Origin of the sequence: Photorhabdus khanii NC19 (assembly GCF_000517265.1) — a bacterium.
Classification (GTDB): Bacteria; Pseudomonadota; Gammaproteobacteria; order Enterobacterales; family Enterobacteriaceae; genus Photorhabdus; species Photorhabdus khanii.
This window is the reverse complement of sequence record NZ_AYSJ01000011.1, coordinates 185,172-211,102: the sequence shown is the minus strand read 5'-3', so window position 1 is coordinate 211,102 and position 25,931 is coordinate 185,172. Positions and strand designations below refer to the sequence as shown.

Here is a 25,931-nt window from a genome sequence, read left to right as displayed (position 1 = left end):
AAGAGTATGGCTTAATCGGCAATTAATCGTATTCACCATGTGCTTTAATATCCCCGCCTCCCCAGCCAACTCGTTTGCCATTTGTTCGCAAAGCCGTAAAGGCGCGCCCCGATGAGTCTACGCTGACAATATCCTGCAATTTAGCGATTTCGGGTGGAACAAACCCACCGGTACTTGGCTTCCCCCAGGCAACGACACTACGGTCCGCCCGCAGGGCCGCGAAAGCAGAATTTGTTGCACTCAGGCCGACGATATCGTTCAGTTGAGCAATATCGAGTGGGAGTATGCCACCATTATCTAGATCTCCCCAGGCAACGACACTACGGTTTGCCCGTAAGGCCGCGAAAGCAGAATTTGTCGAACTTAGGCTGACAATATCATTCAGCCGAGCAATTTCTGATGGGACATGCTTCCTATCACTCCTTCCCCAGGCAACAACGCTGCGGTTTGCCCGTAGGGCAGCGAAAGCATCATCATTTGCACTTAAACTGACAATATCATTCAGCTGAGCAATGTCTGATGGGACATTACCGCTATAACCCTTTCCCCAGGCAACAACGCTGCGGTTTGCCCGTAGGGCAGCGAAAGCATTATCATTTATACTTAAACTGACAATATCATTCAGCTGAGCCATGTCTGATGGGACATAACTATGACTACTGGTCCAAGTAATAATGCTGCGGTCGGCTCGCAAGGCGACGAAACGATCATATGTTGAACTTAAACTGACAATATCGTTCAGTTGAGCAATATCAGGTGGGGTTTTGTCGCTGTAGTACTCATTGCTCCAAGTAACGATGCTACGGTCGGCTCGCAAGGCGGTAAAGGAGTATTGTGTGGCACTTAAACTGACAATATCGTTCAGTTGAGCAATATCAGACGGGGTTTTGCTACCGTAGTTATCCCCCCAAGTAACGACGCTACGGTCGGCTCGCAAGGCGGCAAAGGCGTATTGTGTGGCACTTAAACTGACAATATCGTTCAGTTGAGCAATCTCAGGTGGGATTTTGCCACCGTAGCCCGCATCCCCCCAGGCAACGACGCTGAGGTCGGCTCGCAAGGCGGCGAAAGCACCACTTGTTGCACTTAAACTGACAATATCGCTCAGTTGAGCAATTTCAGGTGGGATTTCGCCACCGTAGCGCGTATCCCCCCAGGCAACGATGTGGCCATTCTGTAATAATATGGCGGTTCCAAAGTCATTAGAGTCTATGACGTCATTGCTACCATAGCTGATAGTTTTTCTTCCAGATCGTTGTTTGATAAAAGTGTCTTTGGTCTCTGTGCTGAATGAGAACTCGTTATGTTGATTCATATCACTCTCCTGATAGGCTGTGTCGGATTTATTTGTAGGAATTCTGCGCCGCAAAACCTATTTCTTCCCCATCAAACTGGGTTTCTGCTTAAAGGGTGTAAGCACCTGTATTGCGGTATTTGATTTGCTGGCGGTCAGCGTAGTGTGTTAATCCGTTCATAACAGGTGAAGAGATTATGAGGATTAACTCAATTTTCAGGCCAGCATCTCTCCTGCTAAAAAACACATTTACTGATTAATCGTATTCACCATGTGCTTTGGTATCTCCTCCTCCCCAACCTACACTGCGGCCATCTGCTCGCAAGGCTGCAAATGCAGAGTGTGATGCACTCAGGCTAACGATATCCTTCAACTTAGCAATTTCCGGTGGCACATAACCACCGCGACTTGGTTGTCCCCAGGCAACGACGCTGCCATCTGCCCGCAGAGCTGCGAAAGCACAATCTGCTGCACTCAGGCTGACGATATCGTTCAGTTGAGCAATCTTAAGTGGTAATGTTCCGCCAATGTCCATATCTCCCCAGGCAACCACACTGCGGTCGGCTCGCAAGGCGGCAAAGGCATACGGTGTGGCACTTAAACTGACAATATCCTTTAATGCGGCAATTTCGGGTGGAACCACTATTCCCCACCAGGAAACGACGCTGTGGTCTGCCCGTAGGGCGGCGGCATAATTATAATTGGTAGTTATGCTAACGATATCTTGTAATTTGGCGATTTCTGGCGGGATAATTTCCACACCCCAAGAGACAACGCTGCCGTTCGCTCGTAGGGCCACGAAAGTATTATTTGTTGAACTTAGGCTGACAATATCCTTTAATGCGGCAATTTCGGGTGGGGTTGGCAAAAAATCCAATCCCCAGGAGACGACGCTGCCATCTGCCCGTAAGGCGGCAAAAGATTGCTCTGTTGCGCTTAGGCTGATGATATTGTGTAGCGATAATCCACACATTCTTGGCAGAGCCGTGTTTAAAAAATCCACTGCTCCCCAAGAGGCTATGCTGCCGTCCGCCCGTAGGCCCGTGAAAACATCTCTTATTGGAATTGAACTCACACTGACAATATTCTTCATCTTATCCACTTTTGATTGTGGCGGGAGTAGGTCATTGAGGAGTGAACCCCAGATAGACACGCTGCCATCTGCCCGCAAGGCTGAAAATGCAGATTTTGTTGCACTTATGCTGACAATATCCTGCAATTCGGCAAATTCGGCAATTGGTGGCGGGACTTGATTATCATCTGAGTTTTTCCCCCAAGTGATCACTCTGCCATTTTGCAATAACATGACGGTTGTCGATTCAATAGAGATGATGGAGGTATTGCCACCAGAGTTACTTTCTCTTCCTGATTTTAGGTTTTGCTTGATAAAACGATCACCGGTAGCCATGTTTGATGAGAGATGGTCATTTTGGTTCATATTGGCTCTCCTAAATAAGGTTGATATTGGGTTTGCTTTTACCTATAAGATAAAATCGGTTTATCGCGAGTTAAGCTAGATTTATATTGCTACTGGGTAACATTACCTGTTATTTGAATAAAAAGATAATAGAAAAACACGATCAGTTTATAATTTTGTGGATGTATTCCAGTAAAGAAAATATCACATAAATTGAGGTGTTATACGAATGAAAGTATTGAAAGAATAACATGAAAAGGTAAACGGATAATATGATTGAACGTGAATGATGTGACTCAGAAGAGTTAAACGCGACGTAATGATATTAAATGGTTAGTGTAAATATTAACAGTTCCAGTAATTGGTTATTTACTTCTCATTTGAAGTGAGAAGTTATCGCTTTTTTAATTTTTATTGGAAAATCAGTATAATAACTGGAGTTGAATATTGTGATATTTCAGATTGATAAAAAACAAGGTGAATGATAACTCAGTATATTATCCGTATTCATTGGATATTCAACCGGGGATTGTTCCCCGGTTGTCGGGTTAAAGATTTTCATTGTGTTGCTATCACTTCATCCCAGATAAATGACCTTTACTCTTAGTTTCTGATGGTTATTATTTTATTCATTGGGTAAAAGGATGGCAGGATCTTTAAAATTGGGATTTAAATCAACGGGTGCAGACCAGAGCACAAGGCTATAGATCACATTTTGGATATCTTGGCTGTCTTGCATTATAATTAACGGCACCCCATTTTCCCAGTTATTTTCGAATTGAACTTGCTCTTCAGGTTTTCGCTGCCATGAAAAACCCGTTCCTTCGCAAGATACTTCGTAACACAGATCGAGTAGCTTAGACTCCATTACGTTACTGTCCCCTTTGAACCATTGGGACTCATTATTTTCAACGATTGCATCCGTATAAAGTGTTATGGTGGCCTCTCCTGGCAGGCCATCTTTGCGGGAGGCTATTATCTCACAAGTGTACTTTCCTGTAACAACATGTGGAACAATGAAGATTCGGTTTTTCGCTTTAATCCAGAACATCATATCTTTTAACACTGCGGTATCAGGTAAACGTGTCCCTGGAAAATCGAAATGTGGATCACCTTTAGGAAAGACTAAGGTACTCGTCCCACTTTCCGGATAACGAACCAATTTATCGTTATTCTCTTTCCCATATATCTTCGGGTTTCCGAGAGCTAAAATGGCTTTCTCTGGAACCCAGTCTATGATTTGAGGATTACTCGTGATTTGAGGTTGACTAGGTTGTGTATACTTAATAAAATATTCTTTAGAAGTTTTCATTTATTGCTGTAATCCCCTCCCGGTTAAATTATATCGACCTTTCAGAGATTCTCCTTTTTCCGATTATTATTTTCTGTATCCGGGTACCCGTGCAAGCTGTCATTACACGTTACCTCATTGGATTTTAGCTCTTACTGCCGTCAGTTTTTACTGGCGGTATTTCTATCGATAAGGTAAAACCTACTCTTGTGAGTTAAGCCGGATTTATATTGTCACTGAATAACATTACCTGTTATTTGCATAGAAAGATAGTAGAAAAAAGTGATTGGTTGATAATCTGGCGGATGTATTCCGGTAAAGAAAATATCACATACATTGAGATGTCATACGAATGAAAGTATTGAAAGAGTAACGCGAACGAGTAAATAAATAATAGGGTTAAGCGTGAATGAGGCAGGTCTGGAGGAATTAATGTTCGAATGGTAATATTTAAATGGTTTACGTAAAAACTGACCGTTAATGGAAACGGGTTATCTATTTCCAATGTACTTCGAGTGCTCAACCGGGGATGACTCCCCGGTTGTTCTATTAACGATTTTTATTTATTGCGGCTATCTGCCCTTCTCACCCCGGATAGATTATCTGGGTTATCACAGGGATCTGGCTTCGCTAGGTTAGCACTGCCCGTACTATCCGTACTAGTAGATCTCTGGATGGCTGGGTCTTTAAACCTATTATTCGGATTGTTGTCTGGTGGTGTCCAGAAAGCAACATTATGAATCCAATTGCAGGTGTCTTGCATTTCAATTGAGGGTACCCCGTTTTCCCACTTACTTTCCAATTCAAATTTCTCTTCGGGTTTACGCTCCCATGAAAATCCGGTCCCTAGGCAGTTTACTGTGTAAGTCAGGTCGTTCACGTTAGATTCCATAACATTTTTGTCTCCCTTGAACCAGTAGATGTCTGGATTGACAACGATAGCATCCGTATAGAGGGTCACTGTGGCTTTCCCTGGAGATCTATCTTTACGTTTGGCAACCATCTTACAGGTATACTTACCTGTAACCACATGTGGCACCTTGAAGAGTCTGTATTGTGCTCTAACCCAGAACATGCCGTCTTTTAGCATCATCTCTTTTCCTATCGGTTTTGGAAAATTATGATCTATTACTGTCGGAAAGACATTCAATAAGGTACTGGTACCCACTTCTGGGTAACGAATTGGCTTACCGTTGTTGTCTTTCCCATTTATCACCGGATTCCCGAGAGCTTTGATTGCCCAACTTGGGTTCCAATTGGGTGTAGCAGCGGCAAATACCGAGGTGGAAAAGAGCGCCCCTACAGACACGCACATCATCCATACCGGCCACTGGCGGTAATGTGCCGTTATCCGGCCAATATCCTGCTTCATTCTGTTGATGAATGTGTTACCCGCATTCATGGGATATTCAGATGGGGATAGCTCCCCAGTTGTTACGTGAGAAATTTTCATTTATTGCTGTAATCCCGTCCCGGTCAAATGACATCGACCTTTCAGAGATTCCCCTTTTTCCGGTTATTATTTTCTGCATCGGGTACCCGTGCAGGTCGTTACTACACGTTATCTGTCTTAATGACAGGTTTTGTTCAATTAGCCTCTGGACTCCGGCTCTTATTCACCTCCTGTTTATCGGAGGAAACCCAAGTCAAATACCACTTTGCACTGACTGTCCGCATTACCTTATGTTGCTTTCCGAGCCTTTATACCCGTCATCTTTCAAGTTGCCTCTTTGTTGGCTGCACTCACTCACCCCGGTCACATAGTTATCTATGCTCCCGGGGATTCGCTCCCTTGCCGCCGCGATGCATCTTGAAATCCATAGGGTATAGGTATATTTGCCTACCATTTTCTGCTATTACTATCGCCGCTAGATTTATTAGCAATTGCTGGCTGATACACATGGGATAATTCAATATGACTATTGTTTATTGAGTTGAGGCCGGAATGGAAAACTATCTCGGCCAATGTAACCTTGGGTATTTGTATCCCAAAAACTCAGAGGGTAGCGTGTAGAATAGCGATGTGCTGCTAAATCTACTGTTGTGTCAGTCTTTAGTATATTTTTAGTGGTTCATACTAAAAAATACTTAATAGGGCAATTAATCGTATTCACCGTATGCTTTAGTATCCTCGTCATTTCTGCCTCCCCAAGCGACTACACTACGGTCTGCTCGTAGGGCTGTGAAAGCAAAACTTGTTGAGTTTAGGCAGACAATATCCTTCATATTGCTCTCCTAATTAAGGTTATATTGGATTTACCTTTTACCCACAGGGGAACCTATGCCATAAAACCTATCCCTTGCGGGTTAAACTGAATTTCTACTGACATGAATAATATTAGACATTATTTAAGTAAAAATCTAATAGAAAAAAGTTATCGGCTGATAACCTTAGGTTAATGCTACACCTGATTGTTGGTAGTGGTTTTTAGATTATTTTCTACAGATAGATCACAAGAGTGGTAATAATGAGATTTAGGCAGAGGAATTTAGCGGGGATATACATCTTTATGACTATTATTACGTGAACGAGTAACTTAATTTGGTAATAACAGAGGGCAGGTAAGCTAATATTTCAAATTAATGAGACGCTGAAATCGGCTAATATAATGAAGGATCACCAGCTTGCCCGCGTTATCGGGGATGCGGGCTGGAATAGCTTCCTCATGAAACTGGAATACAAAGCCGCAGCGGCGGGACTCGTCGTTTCTGCCCATGGAGGCCAGCTAAATCCGTCATAAAGACGGTGGCGGCCTGAGAAGTGAGAAGCCTCACCGTTTTTTACGGCGGGGAGCAGTCACTGATTGACAATCAGCATTATTTCCCAAGGTGATCACACCACCATTTTGCAATATATAGCAATTGAAATAAAAATATTGTAAGAGTGGCATGAATAAGTAAGTCGATAATATGGATAAGTGTGAATGAGGCAAGTCAGGAGGAATTAATTTCCGAATAGTGATATTTAAATGATTTATGTAAAAACTGACCGTTACGGAAACGGATTATCTATTTTAATATATTTCATATTAATAAGAAACAGGGTAAATGATAGCTCAGTATATTTATCCGTATTCATTGAGTGCTCAACCGGGGATAACTCCCCGGTTGTTCTGTTAAAGATTTTTATTTATTGCTGCTACCTGCCTTCTCATTCCGGATAGGTTATCTGGGTTATTACAGGGATCTGGCTTCTCCAGGTTAGCTATTAGGTCTCAGGATGGCTGGGTCTTTAAACTGACCATTTGGATTGTTGTATGGTGGCGTCCAGAAAGCAACATCATAAATCCAATCGTTAGTGTCTTGCATTTTAATTGACGGTACCGCGTTTTCCCACTTACTTTCCCACTCAAATTTCTCTTCGGGTTTACGCTCCCATGAAAATCCGGTCCCTCGGCAGTTTGCTGAGTAAATCAGGTCGTTCACGCTAGATTCCATAACGTTTTTGTCTCCCTTGAACCTGTAGAATATATAATTTACAACGTTAGCATCCATCTTGAGGATTGCTGTGGCTTTCCCTGGACGTCCATCTTTACGTTTGGCAATCATCTGACAGATATACTTACCTGTGACCACATGTGGGACCTTGAAGATGCTGTTTTGTGCATTTATCCAGAACCTGCCTTGTTCCAGCGTCATATCGCCTCCTATCAGCTCTGGAAAATTATAATCTAGTACTGGCGGAAAGACATTGAATAAGGTACTGGTACGGAATTCTGGGTAACGAATTGGCTTACCCCTGTTGTCTTTCCCATTTATCACCGGATTCCCGAGAGCTTTGACTGCCCACACTGCGTTCCAAGGGGGTGTAGCAAGAGTATAATAATACTCTGATGGGGATAGCTCCCCGGTTGCCATATTAAAAATTTTCATTCTTTGTGATAACCCTGTCCCGGCCAGATTGTATTGGCCTTTTAAGGGCCCTCCTTTTTCAGATGATTATTCTCTGCATCGGGTCACCCGTGCAGGTTGTTATTACACGGTTTCGTTCATGTAAGAGTATTGCTGGAACTCATGTTTGAGGAGAAATCGTCTTGATTCATATTACTCTCCTAACTTACGGTTATATCGGATTTACCTTTACCTACAGGGAACCTATGCCATAAAATCTATCCCTTGCGGGTTAAGCTGAATTTCTATTGCTACGAAGACATAAATAAGATTAGCAATTATTTTTAAAAAAAGATAATAGGAAATAGTTATCGGCTGATAACTTCAGATTAATGCTAAATTAATTTTTTGGTAGTTGATTTCAGATTATTTTTTTATCTATAAGTGGTAAGGGTTGAAATTATGAGACTTGAGCTACAGAATTTAGGGAGGATGTACATCTTTATGACTATTACTATGTGAACGAATAACTTAATTTAGTAATAATTAATGGGAAGGCAGGAAATAAGGCGTTGTTAAGTTTTTGTCGTAATACCCGTTCTATGTGGTTTTTAATATTTATTTCCCAAGCTGCTTGGTTAAATTGTTGTTTTTTTAATCTTTATTTGAAAGTCGATTTTGGTGATAACCGAGGGCGGGTAAGTTGGTATTTTAAATTAATACATGACAGGCTGAGTTATTATCTTTGTTTCAGCCATTGGTTAATGGTTTACAATAACAAAACAATACTTAATAGATTGATTAACTGTTTGGATTAAGTTGTTTTGAAGCTAAAACGCAGTTCACAATTACACGCTTTGGCGTAGTTCAATAGTGTTTTAAGTGTTGGGCTTCCATTTCCTTTTTCAAGCCTGGAGATATTCGCTTCTTTCGTTCCCATACGCTGTGCAACTTGATTTTGCGTTAAACCAGCAGCGTGCCGTATTCGTAATAGAGTATTAATTAGCTCGAATTTTGGCTCTAGCGCATCATACTCAGCTTTTACATCTGAGTTAGCTAATGCTTTGGATTTTAGATGAAATGTCACCGGCGCAAGAGCGCACTTTTATGGCTATCTTTGATGCTCAACTGGCAAATGACGATGGTTCAGAGGCGCGTGCTCACCTCAATGCGGGTGAACCAATTTATTATGCAGAGTTTGACACTCCAGCAGGAATGGTTATTAAGGAATACCCAGGTGGCCGTAGGGAACTGGTTAGTTTTATGAGTGGTACAGAGCAGGTAGTTGAGGTTCTGGAAGCATGATGCATCGGCCTCAGCTCTGCACAGAAATTAAAAAAATCGTAATTGATAAATAACAAGCAATCATAGAGGTTAACATTGTATTTCGAATTGCTGAGGGTTATCTGGTAGTTGAATAGAGATAATTCGTTATTTGGGGATTTTAGGCATTTATTCTTCGAACCGCTTCGCAAAGTTATTATCTCTGCCTTGGACACTATCTCTTTATCCTCTATTTTGCCGTTATGCATGGATAGCCAGGGAGCACGGATGCTTAATTTATTGATATTGATTCTGTTCATTGTTTTCAGTTCACCGATAGTTGCGGCTGAAATTTTTGTTTCGAATACAGAAAAGAATTGCCCCGAATGGTCGCAGGACAAATTACAACGTGAAACTAAAAGCTTGATGCAACAGATGGCTCACTGGGATCAGCTCTATCGTCAGAAAGGGATCAGCGAGATCGATGATGAGGTTTATGATCAATTAATGGCGGAGCTGACTCATTGGCAATTCTGTCTGAAACAAGCACCCCATTCAGATTTTCCTGTGGAAGTTTTTCCCGATAATAAGCTTGTTCATCCGGTTGCTCATACCGGATTAAGTAAACTGAAAGACGAGCAGGAAATTAACCGATGGTTGCACGGTAGATTACCTGTCTGGTTACAGCCAAAGATTGATGGTGTAGCGGTAACATTGGTTTATCAGAACGGGAAACTCGTTTCATTAATCAGCCGGGGCAATGGTGCCGAAGGGGTAAATTGGACAGCAAAAAGCCGACATATTCCCGATATTCCGCAGAATATAGAAAATGCTCCACCTGATTTGGTATTGCAAGGAGAACTCTTTCTGCATAAAGAGGGGCATAGACAGCAATTATTGGGGAGTGATGGCGCTCGTAATCGGGTTGCGGGTTTGATGATGCGTAAGGACCATTCGTCAGAATTAAAGCAAGTCGGTGTATTTATCTGGAGTTGGCCGGATGGCCCTGCGGAGATGGAAAGTAAATTGCGCAAACTGGCAGATATGGGGTTTCCATTGGCGCTTCGCTACAGTCATAAAATAGAGGAACCAGAGCAGGTGCAGAAACTGCGGATGCACTATTTTGAACAACCCATGCCTTTTGCTACAGACGGTATCGTGCTGAAACAGGAAATTGAACCTAAAGGAAACCAGTGGCGGTCTGGATCTAACAGTTGGGCTGTGGCATGGAAACACCCTTTACGCCATCAGGTCACACAAGTCAGGGAAGTTAATTTTACTATTGGCAGAACGGGCAAAATCTCAGTGGTGCTTGGGCTGGATAAGGTGAAACTGGATGATCGGCAGATAAGTAGAGTCAATATTGGTTCTGTTCGTCGTTGGCGACAGTTGGATGTATTACCGGGGGATCGGGTGACGCTTACATTGGCAGGTCATGGTATCCCGAAATTAGCTCAGGTGGTATGGCGGATCAAAGAGCGTCAGGATATTCAGCCACCGGATAAGCAGCGTTATCATGCGCTGAGTTGTTTGACGTTAACGGTGGGTTGTGAACAACAATTTAATGCACGACTGAAATGGCTGGGTGAAAATCTGCAAATGACAGGTGTCAGTAGCGGCAGTTGGGCAATGTTGACCGAACAGAAGTTAGTCACTGATTTAACCGGTTGGTTAGCACTTTCAGTTCAACAAATTGCTGCCTTACCGGGAATTGGAGATAAACGAGCACAGGCTATTTATTCACAATTCAGCAAGGCAAAAAATCAGCCTTTTTCCTATTGGATGAAAGGGATTGGAGTGCCTTATATGGATAAGTTGCCTGACGATGTTGTTCACTGGCTGCAACTGGAGCAGAAATTAGCCGGAACACAGTTAAAACAGCAACTTACTACCGGGCAATTTAAAAAGTTGTCTGATTTTGTCAATGACACGCAGATTAAAGCAATCGCGGAAAAACTGTCAGTGGCAAGGATAACAGGTTTTGACCGGGAAAACGGGGTGGTGGTTAACCCCGCTGATATGGCTCAGTGATCGGAGTGTTCGTAATTAAAGACCGGTAATCCAAGACGGTAGCGAATAGCAACCAATCTTGCTGTCAGACCGGCGATCAGGGTAATCAGAACAATGCCGTTTTGCGGTAACGGTGTGTGCTGTAAGCCAATATATAACCAGGCGGCGGTAAAGGAGACACCCGCATAGATCTCTTTCTGGAAAACCAACGGAATGGTGTTACACAACATATCGCGTAACACGCCACCGAAAACACCGGTGATAACTGCCGCAATGGAAGCAATGATTGGGCCATAGTTCATATCCAACGCAATCTGTGCGCCAATAATGGAGAAGACAATCAAGCCAATGGCATCAAGGATCAGAAACAGGCGGCGTAAATGTTTCATCATCGGCGCAACCCAAGTGGTGATTACGGCGGCACAGGCAACGGTGACGATATATTCAGGGTGCTTAACCCAACCGAGGGGATAATGCCCTAGTAGTATATCTCGAACGGAGCCACCGCCAATCGCCGTTACGGAAGCAATAATAATCACGCCGAACATATCCATTTTACGGCGGCCGGAGGCTAAAGCCCCGGTCATCGCTTCAGCTGTAATACCAATGATATAAAGAACACTTAGTAACATAGAAATGAAATGTACGTAGCATAAAAAAGTAAGAGTAATGTCGAAGTGGTAAAGTCTCGACTGAAATTTTTTAGTTCCATCCATTTCGGATTAATATTATTTATCCGAAAAAACCTGATGCAAGGATAATAAAATGGCCTTTCAGGAACGGCAAATCACGTTAGATAACCGTAGCTACCAGCTTACTAATATTAATGTCTGGACACCAGACAGTCAGTGGTTAGTTTATGATGTGCGTCCTCATGGTGCTTCTTTTACTGGTTTAACGATAGAAAAAATTCATGTACAGAGTGGAAAAACAGACATTATCTATCAGGCAAAGGAGGGCGCTCATGTTGGCGTAGTGACAGTCAGCCCAACAGAACCTGTCCGATATGCGTTTATTCATGGGCCAGAATTCCCAGATGAGCAATGGCACTATGACTTTCATCACCGTCGGGGCGTAATTGTCAGTGAGGATTCTCCGGGAAAAGCGGTTACGCTGGATGCAATGGATATTACTGCCCCTTATACCCCGGGAGCGTTGCGCGGAGGCAGTCACGTTCATGTGTTCAGCCCAGATGGTAGCCGTCTGAGTTTTACTTATAATGACCATGTTATGTATGAGCTTGATCCGGCACTTGATTTGCGCAATATCGCCGTGTCTGTGCCCCTCAAGTCGGTTGAGTCACCTAAACATCATCCCCGTGAATATGATGGTAGTTATTTCTCCGTTGTCGTCAGTAGTACAACGCCTCAGCCGGAACCGGGTAGTGATGAGATTAACCGCGCCTATGAAGAGTGTTGGATAGGTTGGGCCGGATATCGTAGAGCTGATGGCAACCGGCAGCGCTGGGCGTTGGCATTTATTGGCGATACCCTTTCTGCAACAGGGGAGAAAGTACCGGAAGTCTATGTCGTTGATCTGCCTGAACGGGATGTTGATTATGCAATAGCCGGGGAAAAACCGTTGGAAGGCACGGAAACAACGTTACCCGCGCCGCCTGCGGGTGTAATGCAGCGTCGTCTGACATTTACTAGCCACAAACGTTGCCCGGGGGTGGTGAATAATCCGCGTCACTGGCTGCGTGTTTCACCGGATGGTGAACAGATTGCTTTTCTGATGAAAGATGATAATGGCATTGTGCAATTGTGGACAATATCGCCAAATGGTGGCGAGCCCCGTCAAATAACGCAGAATCATTGTGGTATTCAATCTGCTTTTAGTTGGGATCGGAGCGGTCAGTATGTTGCTTTTATTTGTGATAACAGTGTGATGCTGTGTGATGTGCGAAATAGCCAAATGCGGCGTTTGACAAAGCGTACAGAGAAAGCGCCTTCTGCGGATGCGGTTGTGATTTCACCGGATAGTCATCATATTGCCTTTATGCGTGCAGTCGATGGTTATATGCAAATTTTCCTGGTGGAAACCGGGATAAAATAAATACATTTGCTACCAGTTGGTTATCCTCTGGTGGCAATAAATAAACCAAAACGAATGATTAGTTAGCTTTAGTCTGATTTTGATTTTGCGCTTTGTCTATTTCCTCAATTCGCTCTTTTGGTGAACTTGCTGACTGATCCTCGTCGGATTTTATATAGTCATAAGGTAATAAAAGGGTATCTAATAGCGCAGAAAAAGGCAGATCAATCGCTAGCAGTGGTTTCATCACCCAGCCAGTGTCATCATCTTTTAGCATTTCAATATTCGCCTGAGCACCGGAATAATAACCACGGATAGGTCCTGAATGCGTCATGATGCTTGTACATCCGCTGATTAGCAGACATCCTAATGTGACGCAAAATAGAATTAATTTATTACTTTTCATCGGTTCAATTGATCTCGTATGGTCAAACAAACAGCCGGAATATTCCGCTTTTACTAAGTGACTCTGTTAGCCTATCGGATATTAGGATCTTAGTTAAGGGATTCGATATCAGTTACTATAATCACGATATGCAACATTGACCATAGCATTAATACCTGAGAATAGTGAATTTTTTGTGTCACACTTATTTTTTTATTCTTCTGATGAATAAGAAACGAATTAGGTCATCGTAATGATTTGTGTAGCCTATTTATTCAAACAATTTTTAATCTTAATAAGGCTAAGGTGATTTGGCTTTTTGTCTATCCATCATGGTTTTTCAAAAGGAATCGTCTTCCTTGCTGTGACAATAATCCCTTTTTGATAAAGGATGCAGGTTATGTGACAGTATTGCCGTACCACCGTCAGCATGCACCATGGGATTAAAGTCCAAATATAGTAATATGGAGTGAGCGGTTTTCTGGTAGGTTACGCTTGTTAAGAAATCTGTCCCATAATGGGACTATCATATTCCACATGAAGATAATCTCTGTTTCGATACTGAAAGCATTTTGGGAATCTACCTAACACTACCAATGATTCGGAAACTGAATAAGCAATTTGGCATATCGGCTGAAAGTCTCATTAATGCATAATGCACTTTTGCATTAGCTATCAGTAAACACACAAAAACCGGTCTATTCAAGCCATTAGATTGAGAACTTTCTGATTAAGATAGAGGCTGCTTAAGGAGAGCGGGTAGATAAGGAGTGTTTCTTTCTCTTCTTACGCACAAAGCATTCTGCAAATTCTGATAATAATCATGTAAAAAGTCCTCGTTGTCATTTTGCTCCCGCATTTCAATGCAGGAGCTTTTTTGTCTTCAATATCAGGCGACTTTCTGATGCGCCAGTTCAATCTCTTCCGCCAGAATTGCAATCCCTTTTTCGATACTTGCCGGATCAGGCACGTAGTTCATACGCATACATTCGTGAGCATGTGGCCAGTTTTGTTCCAGTCCTGGGAAGAAATAGTGGCCTGGAACCATCAGTACGCCGCGCTTTTTCAACCTGTGATAAAGCGTTTCTGTTGTTATTGGCAGGTTTTTAAACCACAGCCACAGAAAAATGGCACCTTCTGGTTTATGGATAAGACAAAGTTCTGGCGGCAGGTAACGACGAATAATATGAATGACGTCCTGAACCCGTTGTTGATAGAACGGGCGGATAACATCCTGTGACAGGCGAAGAAGATCATTGCGTCGGATCATTTCCAATGCCATTGCTGGGCCAACGCCGCCCGGTGCAAGGCTGATAATGCCGTTCATATTACTGACGGCGTTGATGATTTTATCGTTAGCGATAATAATCCCGCAGCGGGAGCCGGGCAGCCCTAATTTGGATAAACTCATGCACAGAATAATATTGGGATTCCACAATGGCGTCGCTTCGCTGAAAATAATACCAGGGAAGGGGACGCCATAAGCATTATCAATTAGCAGTGGGATTTGATGTTGTTGAGCCAGATGATCCAGCCGTTGTAACTCTTCATCAGTGATAACGTTACCGGTTGGGTTAGTTGGGCGAGAAACACAGATCAGACCAATATCGTCGGTAATATTGAGATGGTCAAAATCAACACGGTATTTGAACTGACCTGCCGGCAATAATTCAATATTGGGTTTATTGGCAACAAATAAGCCTTCATCCAGCCCTGAGTCGGAATAGCCAATATATTCCGGTGCCAGTGGAAATAGTACCTTACGGGTAGATCCATCTTCACTGCGCCCAGCCAGCAGGTTAAACAGATAGAAAAATGCGCTCTGGCTGCCATTGGTCAGGGCAATATTTTGTGTACCAATTTCCCAGCCAAGTTTTTCGCGCAGCATCTCTGCCAGCGCTCGAATTAGCGTATCTTTACCCTGGGGGCCATCATAGTTGCATAGTGTTTCCGTGAGTTGACCGCTTGCGGCCATCTCAGTCAGTAATTGCTGAAAATAGCCATCCATTTCCGGGATATGTGCCGGATTACCACCGCCCAGCATAATTGCTCCGGGTGTCCTCAACCCTTGATTAAGGTCATTCATCAGGCGGGTTATACCTGCGTCTTGTGTAAACTTGTTACCGAATTGAGAAAAAATCATAGCCGTGTTCGTTGTCGGTGTGTTATTTAAATTAGAAGAAATAACACCATACCCTTCGCATTATCGGGGTGCAATCTGGAAAATTATGACTATTAATTATTTAATATTGCATTTAATTTAACATTTAAAATAAAGAGCTAAATGTTTGGTTAATATCCAGCTTTATTATTGGCATTAATCTTGGGGCTATTGTAATTCACTGAATTTATTTTCTACATAAACAGTCAGTTATATGGTCATTGACCAAGCCTGTCGCCTGCATAAATGCATAGCAAGTGGTACTGCCGATAAATTTGAACCCTCTTTTTTTCAGTGCTTGTGATAACTCATCTGAAATATCTGTTTTTACCGGCACCTCTGTGATGGTTTTCCACTGATTAATAATCGGTTTGTTATCAACAAAACGCCAGATAAAGGTGCTGAATTCCTCACCCTGTTGTTGCATTTTAAGATATGCCCGCGCATTGTTGATAATGGCGTTAATTTTGGCGCGATTGCGGACAATTGCGGGATTGAGCATCAGTCGTGCCACATCATTTTCATCCATGACGGCAATTTTTACCGGATCAAACTGATGAAAACATTGGCGATAGCCTGCGCGTTTTTTCAGGATAGTCAGCCATGACAGCCCGGATTGCTGGCCTTCCAGACAGATCATTTCAAACAGCTTTTGGCTATCTTTTTGTGGTTTTCCCCATTCATTATCATGGTAAGTCAGATATTCAGGATCAGAGGTCACCCAATGACAGCGTGTTAATTCCATGATGATTATTCCCGATGTTGATGGTTAATAATTGACTGTACTTTAACTGTATATACATACAAGTAAAATAGCCAGATTAAGATTTTTTTATTTTAGGGTGGAATTGAGAGCGAATTCAGGGCTGTATATCTTAAGGTCAAAGGGTATACTGACCGACTTCCTTTCAAATTCATATGTATCGCGTGCGGATCCAACATGCAAAAGTTTGATACCAAGACCTTTCAGGGGCTGATCCTGACATTACAGGATTATTGGGCGCGTCAGGGCTGCACCATTGTCCAACCACTGGACATGGAAGTCGGCGCGGGTACTTCTCATCCAATTACTTGCCTGCGTGCACTTGGCCCGGAGCCAATTGCTGCGGCTTATGTGCAACCTTCCCGTCGTCCGACGGATGGCCGATACGGTGAAAACCCGAATCGCTTACAACATTATTATCAGTTTCAGGTCATTATTAAGCCGTCACCAGACAATATTCAGGAATTATATCTGGGTTCTCTGAAAGAGTTGGGGTTGGACCCGACGGTTCATGATATCCGTTTTGTTGAAGATAACTGGGAAAACCCGACATTGGGTGCCTGGGGTTTGGGCTGGGAAGTGTGGCTTAACGGCATGGAAGTGACTCAGTTCACTTACTTCCAGCAGGTAGGTGGCCTTGAGTGTAAGCCGGTAACCGGTGAGATTACTTACGGTCTTGAGCGTCTGGCGATGTATATCCAGGGCGTAGACAGTGTTTATGATCTGGTTTGGTGTGATGGTCCACTGGGTAGAACCACTTATGGTGATATTTATCATCAGAATGAAGTAGAACAATCTACTTATAACTTTGAGTATGCAGATGTCGATTTCCTGTTTAGCTGCTTTGAGCAATATGAAAAAGAAGCTCAGGATCTGCTGGCGCTGGAAACACCGCTGCCTCTGCCGGCTTATGAACGTATTCTCAAAGCGGGTCATACATTCAATCTGTTGGATGCCCGTAAAGCTATCTCGGTGACTGAGCGTCAGCGCTATATCCTGCGTATTCGCACCCTGACCAAAGCTGTTGCAGAAGCTTACTATGCCTCCCGCGAGGCGTTGGACTTCCCTATGTGTAAAAAGAATCAGAGCTAAGAGGCTGTCATGACTCAACAGACTTTCCTGGTGGAAATCGGCACAGAAGAGTTGCCGCCGAAGGCTCTTCGTTCACTGGCTGAAGCATTTGCGGCTAATTTTGCGGCAGAATTGGATAACGCTAATCTGGCTTATGGTGAAGTGAGCTGGTTTGCGGCCCCGCGCCGCCTGGCGCTGAAAGTTGCCAATCTGGATGAAGCGCAGGCTGACCGTGAAGTGGAAAAACGTGGCCCGGCAATTGCTCAGGCATTTGATGCAGAGGGTAAACCGACAAAAGCGGCTGAAGGTTGGGCTCGTGGTTGTGGTATTACAGCTTCTCAGGCTGAACGGTTGGTGACAGATAAAGGCGAATGGTTACTGTACCGTGCTCTGATTAAGGGCCGCAGTGTAAAAGAGTTGCTGGCGGCTATGGTCAGCCAGGCTCTGAGTAAGTTGCCGATACCTAAACTGATGCGTTGGAGCGATAAAGAGACTCAGTTTGTTCGCCCGGTGCATACCATCGCTATGTTGTTCGGTAATGAACTGATTGAAGGTGACATTCTGGGCATCAAATCTGCTCGTGTCATTCGTGGTCATCGTTTTATGGGTGAGTCTGAATTCACGATTGACAATGCGGAACAGTATCCAGCGATTTTGCAGCAACGCGGTAAAGTGATCGCGGATTATGAGACTCGTAAGGCGCTTATTAAGCAGGATGTGGAACAAGCCGCTGTTCAACTGGGTGGCATTGCGGATATTAGTGATAGCTTGTTGGAAGAAGTTACCTCTTTGGTTGAATGGCCGGTTGTGCTGACAGCGAAATTTGAAGAAAAATTCCTCGAAGTGCCAGCAGAAGCGTTGGTTTATACCATGAAAGGCGACCAGAAATACTTCCCGGTTTATGACAATGCTGGCAAGTTGATGGCAAATTTTATCTTTGTTGCCAACATTGAATCCTCTGATCCACAGCAAATCATTTCCGGTAATGAAAAAGTGGTTCGCCCGCGTCTGGCTGATGCGGAATTCTTCTTTAATACGGATCGTAAACAGCGTCTGGAAAATAATCTGCCACGTCTGGCAACGGTTCTGTTCCAGAAACAGCTTGGTACTTTGCGCGATAAGACGGATCGTATTCAGGCCCTGGCTGGCTGGGTTGCAGAGAAGATTGGCGCTGACGTTAATCATGCCGCTCGTGCGGGTTTGTTGTCTAAATGTGACCTGATGACCAATATGGTGTTCGAGTTCACCGATACTCAGGGTGTGATGGGAATGCATTACGCCCGTTATGACGGTGAAACAGAAGATGTCGCTCTGGCGCTGAATGAGCAGTATCAGCCGCGTTTTGCCGGTGATGAATTACCTTCTACAGGTGTTTCCTGTGCGTTAGCCATTGCGGACAAAATGGATACTCTGGCGGGTATTTTTGGCATTGGTCAGCATCCGAAAGGCGATAAAGATCCGTTTGCACTGCGTCGTGCTGCGCTGGGTGCTTTGCGTATTATCGTTGAGAAAAAACTGTCACTGGATTTGCAGGCATTGACAGAAGAAGCGGTTCGTCTATATGGCAACAAGCTGACCAATGCCAAAGTCACTGATGACGTGGTTGAGTTTATGCTTGGCCGTTTCCGTGCTTGGTATCAGGAGCAGGGTTACAGCATTGATACCATTCAGGCCGTGTTGGCGCGTCGTCCAACGCAACCGGCTGATTTCGATGCCCGTGTTAAAGCGGTGACTCACTTCCGTACATTGGATGAAGCGACAGCGCTGGCAGCCGCGAATAAGCGCGTTTCTAACATTCTGGCGAAGTCTGAAGAGACACTGAATGAGAAAGTGAGTGCCTCTGTGCTGAAAGCGCCGGAAGAGGTGAAACTGGCAACGTATCTGGTGGTTTTACAGGATAAGCTGGCACCTTTATTTGCTGAAGGGCGCTATCAGGAAGCGTTGGTTGAATTGGCCTCTCTGCGTGAAGTTGTCGATGCTTTCTTTGACAATGTCATGGTGATGGACGAAGACCAGCAGGTGCGCGTGAACCGCTTAACCCTGTTAAGTGAATTGCGTGATCTGTTCCTGAAAGTTGCGGATATTTCGTTACTGCAATAATGATCTGAAATAGCCAGTTCCGGCTGTTGTGGAATGAAATGGTTGGAACCTAATATCCCTTACATTGATTTTGTGGCTCAGTTGAGCCACACTTTATTTTTAAAGAATATGGCTGCAAATGCATTTGTTCGTGCAAGAATTGATGAGACATTAAAAGCAGAAGCTACTGAGGTTTTGGCTGGTATGGGGTTAACTGTATCCGATCTGGTACGCATCACTTTAACTAAGGTTGCAAAGGAAAAAGCATTGCCGTTTGAAATGCGAGTGCCTAATAAATTAACAGCCGAAACTTTGGCTAAGAGTGATCGCGGTGAAGATATCCATCAAGCAAAGGATGCTAATGATTTATTCGATCAACTTGGTATCTGATGCGTTAGAAGGTGGTTGGTGATGTTGTCAGATTTGAGCGAACAGGAAGACATTCTGATCTATTCGATGAATAAACTGTTCAAAACGTGTGAGAATCCAATATAGCTGCATTCCCGTTGTTTTTAACAGCAACTAATCCCTGATTATTAAAAAGGTATTGACGGCCTACAACGAGCGCAGTAAGATGCGCCTCGTTTTCGGCGAGTAGCGCAGCTTGGTAGCGCAACTGGTTTGGGACCAGTGGGTCGGAGGTTCGAATCCTCTCTCGCCGACCAGATAATAGTTTGGGGATGTTGAAGTAGCTCCGCGAACTTAAAGAAATTAGAAAATCCTTACAGCATTGCTGTAAGGATTTTTGCTATTCGGAAGCATTTACTCAACAACCACAGTTGTTTGGTACATCGGTTTGCATAACTTTAGTATCAACATCAAATTGTTGCGGTGTTCCACAGTTGAAAAGACCATAGTGCTTTTTCCCATCGCCAATTAAATCAAACAATGTATGGTAACGGCTTTTGGTCATCATCTTGGCAGTATTACCACATACCGGGGTGGCTCTGCCTGCCTCAAAAATATGCTCTTGATCAAGAACAAACTGATTTGAGGCATCCGGTAGATTACCTTTATAAATTGCGACTTGGCCATAGTCTTCGCAGCGGTCTTCCAGTTCTAATTTGAACAGTCTTAGCGTCATGGAACACAGTTTTGCACCGCCTAGTTTTGCTTCGATTTCCTTATTGTTTATGGGTCTCAAGTTGCTATTGATTACACGAACATCATTAAAACCGACCGTTCTTGCCAGCCGTATAAAATCCTCAAAGTACAAAACATCACCGATACATTCACCAACAACTTGCGGATCATCTTTCAATGATGGGTCCAGTCTTCTATCTGAAAAAATGTCAGAAAAGTAGATTTCTCCGCCAGGCTTGAGTAAGTGAGCCATACCAGCCAACACATCTGCCTTAGACATAGACAGATTGATGACACAGTTTGAGACGATAACGTCGATACTTTCAGGCGGTAAATCAAGTTCCTCCAGTGACTCGATATACCCTTGTTGAAAATGAATATTGGTGGATGGATAGCCAAATATCTGACGATGGTAGTCGACAAAACTCTGAGCGAACTTGATTTGTGCTGCTGTTGCATCAATGCCAATGACTTTACCTTCAGCACCTACGAGATGAGAAAGAATAAAGCAATCACGTCCACTACCACACCCTAAATCCAGAACTGTGGTTCCCTCCAATAAGGGAGGGAAAGGCGCACCACAACCATAAAAACGCATTTGTACCTCAGGGTGGATAAGTTTAAGAATTTCTTTGATTCTGCTTGAAGGAGCTTGGTCCGCAGTACATACATTCGTAGCGAGATCCTGTTTGTTGGACAGTGTTTCGCCATAATAGTGTTGTATGTCTTCAATCCGTTGTTTAAGCAATTGTTCGTTCATCTTTTTCTTCCTTAAACTAAACATCTTTGGGTGCTTGGTTTTCTTCTTTAGCGTCTTTGGTATTTTTCTTACAGCAATCAGATTTTTTTTCCTTTGAAATATCTTGAGCTTCGTCAGTCACCTCTTCAATCCGCATTGCACAACATGCGGAAGTTTCCTGTTTACTGAATAAACGGGCAATAAACCCTTTCTTCTCCGACATAACGGCCTCCTTTCAGGCAAATAATAGATTAGCGATATACCCTACCCCGATCGCGACACAGAAAATGGTCAGTACAAAAACCGCCACTAAACGGGGGCGGAAAATGGTATTGAGCAGAATAACTTCTGGAATGCTTGCCCCTGCGCCAGCAATAATCAGTGCTGTGACAGCGCCTATACTCATCCCCTGAGATTGCAATGCTAAACCGATAGGGATCAATGTTTCTGCACGAATATAGAGTGGGACGCCTACAGCTGCTGCAACGGGAATGGCGAATGGATTATCGGCTCCAGCAATATTGGCAATCCATTCTCCCGGTACTACACCGTAGATTAAGGAACCTATACCTGCACCGATAAGTAAATAAGGTAAAGAAGTTTTAAATAGGCTAAAGGCAGCACGACTGGCTCGATTTAGACGCGATTTTAAATCGTTTGGCCCAGGCGAGCTGTTATTACCGACTAAACGTACTTTCTTTACGTCTCGTTCTAAACCAAAGAACTGCCAGATTGCTCCCACCGCTACAGAGAGAATAAAAGCAGAAACACCATAAAATAGTGTGAATTTCCAACCAAGCAATGTCACCAGCAAACCCAGAATAACCGGATTGAGTATTGGTGAAGAGACAAGGAAAGACATAGTGGCGCCAAATGGCGCACCTGCATTAAGCAGACTCACGGTAACAGGAATGGTTGAGCAGGAGCAAAATGGTGTTACTGCCCCTAATCCTGCGCCAACGAGATTACCACGCAAACCACGTCCGGTAAGCAGACGCTGTACTGTACTGGCTGGTATGTACTCCTGCATCATTGCGACAATGAAACTCACAACCAAAAACAGAATGATCAACTCGGTACTTATGATGGTAAAAAATTTAAGTGTTTCGGAAAGAGAGTTTAGGTTCATTTTATATTCCTGATCAATGCATAGATGGATAATGTATATAGTTAAAAAAAACCGTCATTGCTGACGATTGATATGCGCAACGACTTCCATCCAGGCTTCTACAGCCACAGCAAAGGCTTCACGCCCTTTATCTGTTAATGTGTAGACTTTACGTCCACGACCAGAAACTGTTTCGTTGTGCACCGTTACATACCCGCCTTGCTCAAATTCACGTAGCACTGGGTAAATTGTACCTTCAGTGGGCGCACAGCAGCCTTGGGTTGAACATTCAACCTCACGGGCAATTTCGTAGCCATGCATAGGCCGTTGTCGTAGGACACTGAGAATGAAAAACTTGGACAAGCTCATCTTAATGATGCCATTCCAATACATTCGATCAGTGTAGTCCACTGCTGTTCGTCCAGCAGTCGCTGGGATTTTTTTAGATTTGTTCATAACGTCATCATATGCATTGAACATCAAGGTGTCAACAATGATAATTCCCCTGTTATTATAATTAAATTCATTCATAGCCCGAACAGCATCAAATTCCTGAATTTGGTCAGTGTTGATAATGAGTAAAATAAGGCTTTATAGTCACAGGTTTTATTAATCAGATATAAGTATATCGAGATATTTTGATATCTAATAATATCATTATAAAAAAATAACATTTATCCACTATCAATAGTATTTAATATATTCGTTGTTATATTGCCATTTATGAAGTTAATTTTATGATAAATAATGCTTAATTTGTTCATCTGAGAAATATATCTCATTCATTGAATTACTTGTTTGAAAAAACATAATAATAGTGTATGAATGTCTTCTTCTAAAAACATGAAATGGAATATAAATGTGAAACTAAGTGATATAGGTAATACAACTTTACTCGAGATTGATAAGTTAAAAATAAACGGTAATAGAGTATTTTCGAAGTGTGAATATCGGAACCCTACAGGAAGTCACAAAGACAGAACGTTCTTACATATTGTTAATACTCTTGAGAAGGAAGGTAAAATACAGCAAGGCATGACGCTAATTGACTGTTCGACAGGAAATGGTGGGGCAGCATTAGCATGGATAGGAAGAGAAAAAGGATATAAGATAAAAATATTCATGCCTGAAGGCATGACAGATGAGCGTAAAGAGCAGATAAGGTTTTATGGTGCAGAGATTTATGAGACACCTAAGGAACTATTTCTTAATGGAGCAGTTTCAGCAGCAAAAGATTACGCTAAAGATAAAGATGATGTCTTTTTCCTTGACCAGTCAGGCACAACGTTAAATAAGGAAGCCTGGAATGTCTGTGGAGAGGAAATCGTTAAGGAGTTAAGAGAAAATAATATTATCCCTGACTATTTTATTTGCTCAATAGGTACCGGCGGAACTTTCTCTGGTATTGCTGAAATTTTGAAAAGGGAATATAGCAATATAAAAACGATTGGTATTGAAGTAAGCAGTTCTGCCCCGCTATATGCAATGAGGAAAGGTATTCATTTTGAACATCATCATCATAATCTGATGGGGCTTGGTGCGGGTGTGCTATCGGTTAATACTGTTCCAGAGTTAGTTGATGAAGTGCATACAGTCGAAGGGGATGAAGCTTGGAATAGAATGAAAGCGTTTATATTAACTGATGATCTTGGCATAGGTCCTACGTGTGGTGCCAATTTATTGGTGTGTGAGAGAATGCTGCAAAAATTACATAATAAAGTATTGATCACTTTATTCTTTGACAGTGCTTGGAAATATAAGAGTCGTTGGGATGGTGTTTACCCTGAATATAAGGAATATTGAGCATGTTATTAAAAGACATTTATAAAAACGCGCGAGTGATTAATTCTGGAAAAACACTTACAACAGTCAATGAATTTACGGACCAGTTACCTGCGTTAAGACCTGAGGTTTTGATAGAAGTTGCTCATAAGATAATTCAATTAATGGATCTTGAAATAGACAAGATTGTCACAGAAGAGGACAAAGGTGCTCCGCTGGCAACCGCTATTTCTCTCTTTACGGGAATACCATTGGCAATGGCTAGATGGTATCCCTATTGTTTGGATGAGCTTAATCATAATGTTGTACAGATTAGTTCCGAGTATTTTGAAGGGAAAATGTATCTTAATGGCATAGAGCCAGGTGATCGCGTTGCTATTATAGATGATACTTTAAGTACAGGGGGCGCGGTAATATCTCTTATAGAATCGGTGCAAAAGAGTGGTGGTGAGGTTAAAGATGTTATATGTGCGGTAGAGAAAATCCAGAATAATGGCAAAATAAAAGTGAAAGATAAAACCGGCATAGAAGTGAAAACGATTATGAAAATTTATCTTGAGAATGAAAAAGTTACAGTTATTGAGTAAAATAAATATGAAAACAACCGTAATTAAAGATAAATTTGAAATAATAAAAGGAATTCAGAGTAAACAGTTTAATTTTTGGAGAAAGAGATCAATAGGTGATATATGTCTTCATATAATGGCGTAATATATGGGATTGTTTTTTGTCTCATAAGTGCCGCGTTTGATGTGTTTGTTGCGTATTTAACGCAATCGATAAACTCGGCTATTGTTATTTTTTATTGTTTTATGTCATCGACTTTGTTGTTTATGGCGATAAGTATCTTCAAGGGGATTGATGAATTAATATTAAAGGTCCGTAATAACACATTGTTAGTGTTAATTATTAATGTCTCAGTTTTATTAAATTGGGGAGGGTTAATAATTTCACTTCGTTTTCTTGAGCCTGCTATAGTTGGCGTGGCTTCAGTGGCTTGTGGTCCGGCAATAACTATCCTTCTCTCGTCTTTGATAGATAAAGATGAGGCGAAAACGGAAAAACTGGAAGTTGTCATATCCTGGTTGGTTTTAGTTGGGGTAGGCATTATGCTGGTAAATTCATTTTTGGGAAATAGTGGTTTATCATCGACTTCAATCCAGGATAGAATTATCGGCATTGTCAGTGTGATATTCAGTGCGGTGGGAACCGTATTATACACTATTTTTTCTAAGAAATTATTCAAGGAAAAATGGAAAACATATGAGATATTGTCTGTTAGAAATATTTTAATGGTTATACTTTCGTTTTGTTATATTTCACTATCCGATGTTTCTTTTGGTTTGAATATCGAAATGATTCTTCCGATGTTTATTCTGGTGATTATCGGGCACTTACTGCCAATCTATCTTATACAGAAAACAATTAATGCCATTAAACCGCTTCATGTTTCTTTACTATTATTGCTAATACCCGTATTTGTTATTTGTTTTCAATATCTTGATTCGCGTATAGCTTTTTCTATTGAAAGTCTGATTGCAGTTTTGGTTATAGTTTCTTTGTTAACCGTTCTTGGTATTAGTAAGATAAAAAAGACCAAAGGGTATAGTGAGGTATAAA

Annotated in this window: 24 protein-coding genes, 1 tRNA gene and 1 pseudogene; 12 read left to right on the top strand and 14 right to left on the bottom strand. The window is 42.5% G+C overall.

Going from position 1 to position 25,931, the window contains the following annotated elements; translation table 11 throughout:
- Positions 1 to 22 precede the first annotated feature (22 nt).
- Positions 23 to 1,315, bottom strand: a complete 1,293-nt coding sequence (locus PTE_RS10780; protein WP_036846167.1) for an RCC1 domain-containing protein — start codon at positions 1,313 to 1,315, stop codon at positions 23 to 25.
- Positions 1,316 to 1,334: 19 nt separating this feature from the next.
- Between PTE_RS10780 and PTE_RS26840 the strand changes: the two genes are divergently transcribed.
- A complete protein-coding gene (locus PTE_RS26840; protein ID WP_278249192.1) occupies positions 1,335 to 1,466 on the top strand; it encodes a hypothetical protein in 132 nt (43 codons plus the stop codon).
- Between the two features lie 84 nt (positions 1,467 to 1,550).
- Here the strand turns inward: PTE_RS26840 and PTE_RS10775 are convergent, their stop codons facing one another.
- From PTE_RS10775 to PTE_RS10765, 3 genes are all read right to left on the bottom strand, one after another.
- Complete coding sequence (locus PTE_RS10775) at positions 1,551 to 2,732, bottom strand: RCC1 domain-containing protein (protein WP_036846166.1); 1,182 nt, start codon at positions 2,730 to 2,732, stop codon at positions 1,551 to 1,553.
- Positions 2,733 to 3,336: 604 nt separating this feature from the next.
- Positions 3,337 to 4,023 carry a hypothetical protein gene (locus PTE_RS10770; protein WP_036846164.1) on the bottom strand — a complete coding sequence of 229 codons (687 nt, stop codon included), beginning with the start codon at positions 4,021 to 4,023 and terminating at the stop codon, positions 3,337 to 3,339.
- Positions 4,024 to 4,561: 538 nt separating this feature from the next.
- Entirely contained in the window at positions 4,562 to 5,455 is an 894-nt protein-coding gene (locus PTE_RS10765; protein WP_240000842.1) for a hypothetical protein, read from the bottom strand.
- A gap of 1,126 nt (positions 5,456 to 6,581) precedes the next feature.
- Between PTE_RS10765 and PTE_RS24995 the strand changes: the two are divergent.
- A pseudogene (locus PTE_RS24995) lies at positions 6,582 to 6,704 on the top strand (RNA-guided endonuclease TnpB family protein); the annotation flags it as partial.
- A gap of 499 nt (positions 6,705 to 7,203) precedes the next feature.
- On the opposite strand, the gene PTE_RS10760 reads toward PTE_RS24995, so the two are convergent.
- Positions 7,204 to 7,641 (bottom strand): hypothetical protein, encoded by a 438-nt coding sequence (locus PTE_RS10760; protein ID WP_245219041.1) that lies wholly within the window; start codon positions 7,639 to 7,641, stop codon positions 7,204 to 7,206.
- Between the two features lie 1,006 nt (positions 7,642 to 8,647).
- Positions 8,648 to 8,920: a helix-turn-helix domain-containing protein gene (locus tag PTE_RS10755; RefSeq protein WP_036846162.1), complete on the bottom strand. Its 273-nt coding sequence runs from the start codon at positions 8,918 to 8,920 to the stop codon at positions 8,648 to 8,650.
- On the opposite strand from PTE_RS10755, the gene PTE_RS10750 reads away from it, so the two are divergent.
- Positions 8,893 to 9,138, top strand: a complete 246-nt coding sequence (locus tag PTE_RS10750) for a hypothetical protein (RefSeq protein ID WP_241826134.1) — start codon at positions 8,893 to 8,895, stop codon at positions 9,136 to 9,138. The two genes, PTE_RS10755 and PTE_RS10750, sit on opposite strands and share 28 nt — an antisense overlap.
- 246 nt (positions 9,139 to 9,384) lie before the next feature.
- Entirely contained in the window at positions 9,385 to 11,127 is a 1,743-nt protein-coding gene (gene ligB, locus PTE_RS10745; protein WP_036846157.1) for an NAD-dependent DNA ligase LigB, read from the top strand.
- On the opposite strand, the gene PTE_RS10740 is transcribed toward ligB, so the two are convergent.
- Positions 11,121 to 11,738, bottom strand: a complete 618-nt coding sequence (locus tag PTE_RS10740) for a trimeric intracellular cation channel family protein (protein ID WP_036846155.1) — start codon at positions 11,736 to 11,738, stop codon at positions 11,121 to 11,123. The two genes, ligB and PTE_RS10740, sit on opposite strands and share 7 nt — an antisense overlap.
- Before the next feature lie 133 nt (positions 11,739 to 11,871).
- Here PTE_RS10740 and PTE_RS10735 point away from each other — a divergent pair, with 133 nt between their 5' ends.
- On the top strand, positions 11,872 to 13,161 hold the full coding sequence (locus PTE_RS10735; RefSeq protein ID WP_036846152.1) for a YidR family protein: 1,290 nt from the start codon (positions 11,872 to 11,874) through the stop codon (positions 13,159 to 13,161).
- A gap of 58 nt (positions 13,162 to 13,219) precedes the next feature.
- Here the strand turns inward: PTE_RS10735 and PTE_RS10730 are convergent, their stop codons facing one another.
- The 3 genes from PTE_RS10730 to PTE_RS10720 form a co-directional block, all read right to left on the bottom strand.
- Positions 13,220 to 13,546, bottom strand: a complete 327-nt coding sequence (locus tag PTE_RS10730; protein WP_051477356.1) for a YceK/YidQ family lipoprotein — start codon at positions 13,544 to 13,546, stop codon at positions 13,220 to 13,222.
- An 868-nt stretch (positions 13,547 to 14,414) separates the two neighbouring features.
- Positions 14,415 to 15,668: a valine--pyruvate transaminase gene (locus tag PTE_RS10725; RefSeq protein ID WP_036846149.1), complete on the bottom strand. Its 1,254-nt coding sequence runs from the start codon at positions 15,666 to 15,668 to the stop codon at positions 14,415 to 14,417.
- Between the two features lie 205 nt (positions 15,669 to 15,873).
- On the bottom strand, positions 15,874 to 16,431 hold the full coding sequence (locus PTE_RS10720) for a DNA-3-methyladenine glycosylase I (RefSeq protein WP_036846146.1): 558 nt from the start codon (positions 16,429 to 16,431) through the stop codon (positions 15,874 to 15,876).
- Positions 16,432 to 16,626: 195 nt separating this feature from the next.
- Between PTE_RS10720 and glyQ the strand changes: the two genes are divergently transcribed.
- From glyQ to PTE_RS10700, 4 genes are all read left to right on the top strand, one after another.
- Entirely contained in the window at positions 16,627 to 17,541 is a 915-nt protein-coding gene (gene glyQ / locus PTE_RS10715) for a glycine--tRNA ligase subunit alpha (protein WP_036846143.1), read from the top strand.
- Between the two features lie 9 nt (positions 17,542 to 17,550).
- The gene (glyS, locus tag PTE_RS10710; RefSeq protein ID WP_036846140.1) at positions 17,551 to 19,620 is read left to right on the top strand and encodes a glycine--tRNA ligase subunit beta; all 2,070 of its coding nucleotides are present in this window, start codon (positions 17,551 to 17,553) and stop codon (positions 19,618 to 19,620) included.
- A 108-nt stretch (positions 19,621 to 19,728) separates the two neighbouring features.
- On the top strand, positions 19,729 to 19,989 hold the full coding sequence (locus tag PTE_RS10705) for a type II toxin-antitoxin system RelB/DinJ family antitoxin (RefSeq protein ID WP_036846571.1): 261 nt from the start codon (positions 19,729 to 19,731) through the stop codon (positions 19,987 to 19,989).
- 198 nt (positions 19,990 to 20,187) lie between these two features.
- Positions 20,188 to 20,264: transfer RNA gene (locus PTE_RS10700), tRNA-Pro, on the top strand.
- Positions 20,265 to 20,365: 101 nt separating this feature from the next.
- Here PTE_RS10700 and PTE_RS10695 read toward each other — a convergent pair.
- From PTE_RS10695 to PTE_RS10680, 4 genes are read right to left on the bottom strand one after another with little or no spacing between them, the layout of a single operon-like run.
- Complete coding sequence (locus PTE_RS10695) at positions 20,366 to 21,442, bottom strand: methyltransferase domain-containing protein (protein WP_036846138.1); 1,077 nt, start codon at positions 21,440 to 21,442, stop codon at positions 20,366 to 20,368.
- A gap of 16 nt (positions 21,443 to 21,458) precedes the next feature.
- Positions 21,459 to 21,644 carry a hypothetical protein gene (locus PTE_RS10690; protein WP_036846136.1) on the bottom strand — a complete coding sequence of 62 codons (186 nt, stop codon included), beginning with the start codon at positions 21,642 to 21,644 and terminating at the stop codon, positions 21,459 to 21,461.
- A gap of 12 nt (positions 21,645 to 21,656) precedes the next feature.
- Positions 21,657 to 22,550: a permease gene (locus PTE_RS10685; protein ID WP_036846134.1), complete on the bottom strand. Its 894-nt coding sequence runs from the start codon at positions 22,548 to 22,550 to the stop codon at positions 21,657 to 21,659.
- 54 nt (positions 22,551 to 22,604) lie between these two features.
- Positions 22,605 to 22,985: a PadR family transcriptional regulator gene (locus PTE_RS10680; protein WP_110742889.1), complete on the bottom strand. Its 381-nt coding sequence runs from the start codon at positions 22,983 to 22,985 to the stop codon at positions 22,605 to 22,607.
- A 405-nt stretch (positions 22,986 to 23,390) separates the two neighbouring features.
- Here PTE_RS10680 and PTE_RS10675 point away from each other — a divergent pair, with 405 nt between their 5' ends.
- The 3 genes from PTE_RS10675 to PTE_RS10665 all read left to right on the top strand — a co-directional run bounded on the left by PTE_RS10675 (position 23,391) and on the right by PTE_RS10665 (position 25,930).
- Entirely contained in the window at positions 23,391 to 24,332 is a 942-nt protein-coding gene (locus tag PTE_RS10675; protein WP_081738203.1) for a cysteine synthase family protein, read from the top strand.
- A 2-nt stretch (positions 24,333 to 24,334) separates the two neighbouring features.
- Positions 24,335 to 24,898, top strand: coding sequence for a phosphoribosyltransferase family protein (locus PTE_RS10670; RefSeq protein ID WP_036846133.1), 564 nt, complete (start codon positions 24,335 to 24,337; stop codon positions 24,896 to 24,898).
- Positions 24,899 to 25,000: 102 nt separating this feature from the next.
- Positions 25,001 to 25,930 (top strand): EamA family transporter, encoded by a 930-nt coding sequence (locus PTE_RS10665; protein WP_036846131.1) that lies wholly within the window; start codon positions 25,001 to 25,003, stop codon positions 25,928 to 25,930.
- Position 25,931 lies beyond the last annotated feature (1 nt).

Excerpts from the sequence above, each read along its gene's own strand:
- PTE_RS10740 (WP_036846155.1), bottom strand. The coding sequence starts at position 11,738 with ATGTTACTAAGTGTTCTTTATATCATTGGTATTACAGCTGAAGCGATG.
- glyQ (WP_036846143.1), top strand. The coding sequence starts at position 16,627 with ATGCAAAAGTTTGATACCAAGACCTTTCAGGGGCTGATCCTGACATTA.
- PTE_RS10705 (WP_036846571.1), top strand. The coding sequence starts at position 19,729 with ATGGCTGCAAATGCATTTGTTCGTGCAAGAATTGATGAGACATTAAAA.
- PTE_RS10725 (WP_036846149.1), bottom strand. The coding sequence starts at position 15,668 with ATGATTTTTTCTCAATTCGGTAACAAGTTTACACAAGACGCAGGTATA.
- PTE_RS10780 (WP_036846167.1), bottom strand. The coding sequence starts at position 1,315 with ATGAATCAACATAACGAGTTCTCATTCAGCACAGAGACCAAAGACACT.
- PTE_RS10765 (WP_240000842.1), bottom strand. The coding sequence starts at position 5,455 with ATGAAAATTTCTCACGTAACAACTGGGGAGCTATCCCCATCTGAATAT.
- PTE_RS10670 (WP_036846133.1), top strand. The coding sequence starts at position 24,335 with ATGTTATTAAAAGACATTTATAAAAACGCGCGAGTGATTAATTCTGGA.
- PTE_RS10685 (WP_036846134.1), bottom strand. The coding sequence starts at position 22,550 with ATGAACCTAAACTCTCTTTCCGAAACACTTAAATTTTTTACCATCATA.
- glyS (WP_036846140.1), top strand. The coding sequence starts at position 17,551 with ATGACTCAACAGACTTTCCTGGTGGAAATCGGCACAGAAGAGTTGCCG.
- PTE_RS10750 (WP_241826134.1), top strand. The coding sequence starts at position 8,893 with ATGCTTTGGATTTTAGATGAAATGTCACCGGCGCAAGAGCGCACTTTT.
- PTE_RS10760 (WP_245219041.1), bottom strand. The coding sequence starts at position 7,641 with ATGACGCTGGAACAAGGCAGGTTCTGGATAAATGCACAAAACAGCATC.
- PTE_RS10665 (WP_036846131.1), top strand. The coding sequence starts at position 25,001 with ATGTCTTCATATAATGGCGTAATATATGGGATTGTTTTTTGTCTCATA.
- PTE_RS10770 (WP_036846164.1), bottom strand. The coding sequence starts at position 4,023 with ATGAAAACTTCTAAAGAATATTTTATTAAGTATACACAACCTAGTCAA.
- PTE_RS10735 (WP_036846152.1), top strand. The coding sequence starts at position 11,872 with ATGGCCTTTCAGGAACGGCAAATCACGTTAGATAACCGTAGCTACCAG.
- PTE_RS10680 (WP_110742889.1), bottom strand. The coding sequence starts at position 22,985 with ATGAACAAATCTAAAAAAATCCCAGCGACTGCTGGACGAACAGCAGTG.
- PTE_RS10775 (WP_036846166.1), bottom strand. The coding sequence starts at position 2,732 with ATGAACCAAAATGACCATCTCTCATCAAACATGGCTACCGGTGATCGT.
- PTE_RS10695 (WP_036846138.1), bottom strand. The coding sequence starts at position 21,442 with ATGAACGAACAATTGCTTAAACAACGGATTGAAGACATACAACACTAT.
- PTE_RS10690 (WP_036846136.1), bottom strand. The coding sequence starts at position 21,644 with ATGTCGGAGAAGAAAGGGTTTATTGCCCGTTTATTCAGTAAACAGGAA.
- PTE_RS10730 (WP_051477356.1), bottom strand. The coding sequence starts at position 13,546 with ATGAAAAGTAATAAATTAATTCTATTTTGCGTCACATTAGGATGTCTG.
- ligB (WP_036846157.1), top strand. The coding sequence starts at position 9,385 with ATGCTTAATTTATTGATATTGATTCTGTTCATTGTTTTCAGTTCACCG.
- PTE_RS10720 (WP_036846146.1), bottom strand. The coding sequence starts at position 16,431 with ATGGAATTAACACGCTGTCATTGGGTGACCTCTGATCCTGAATATCTG.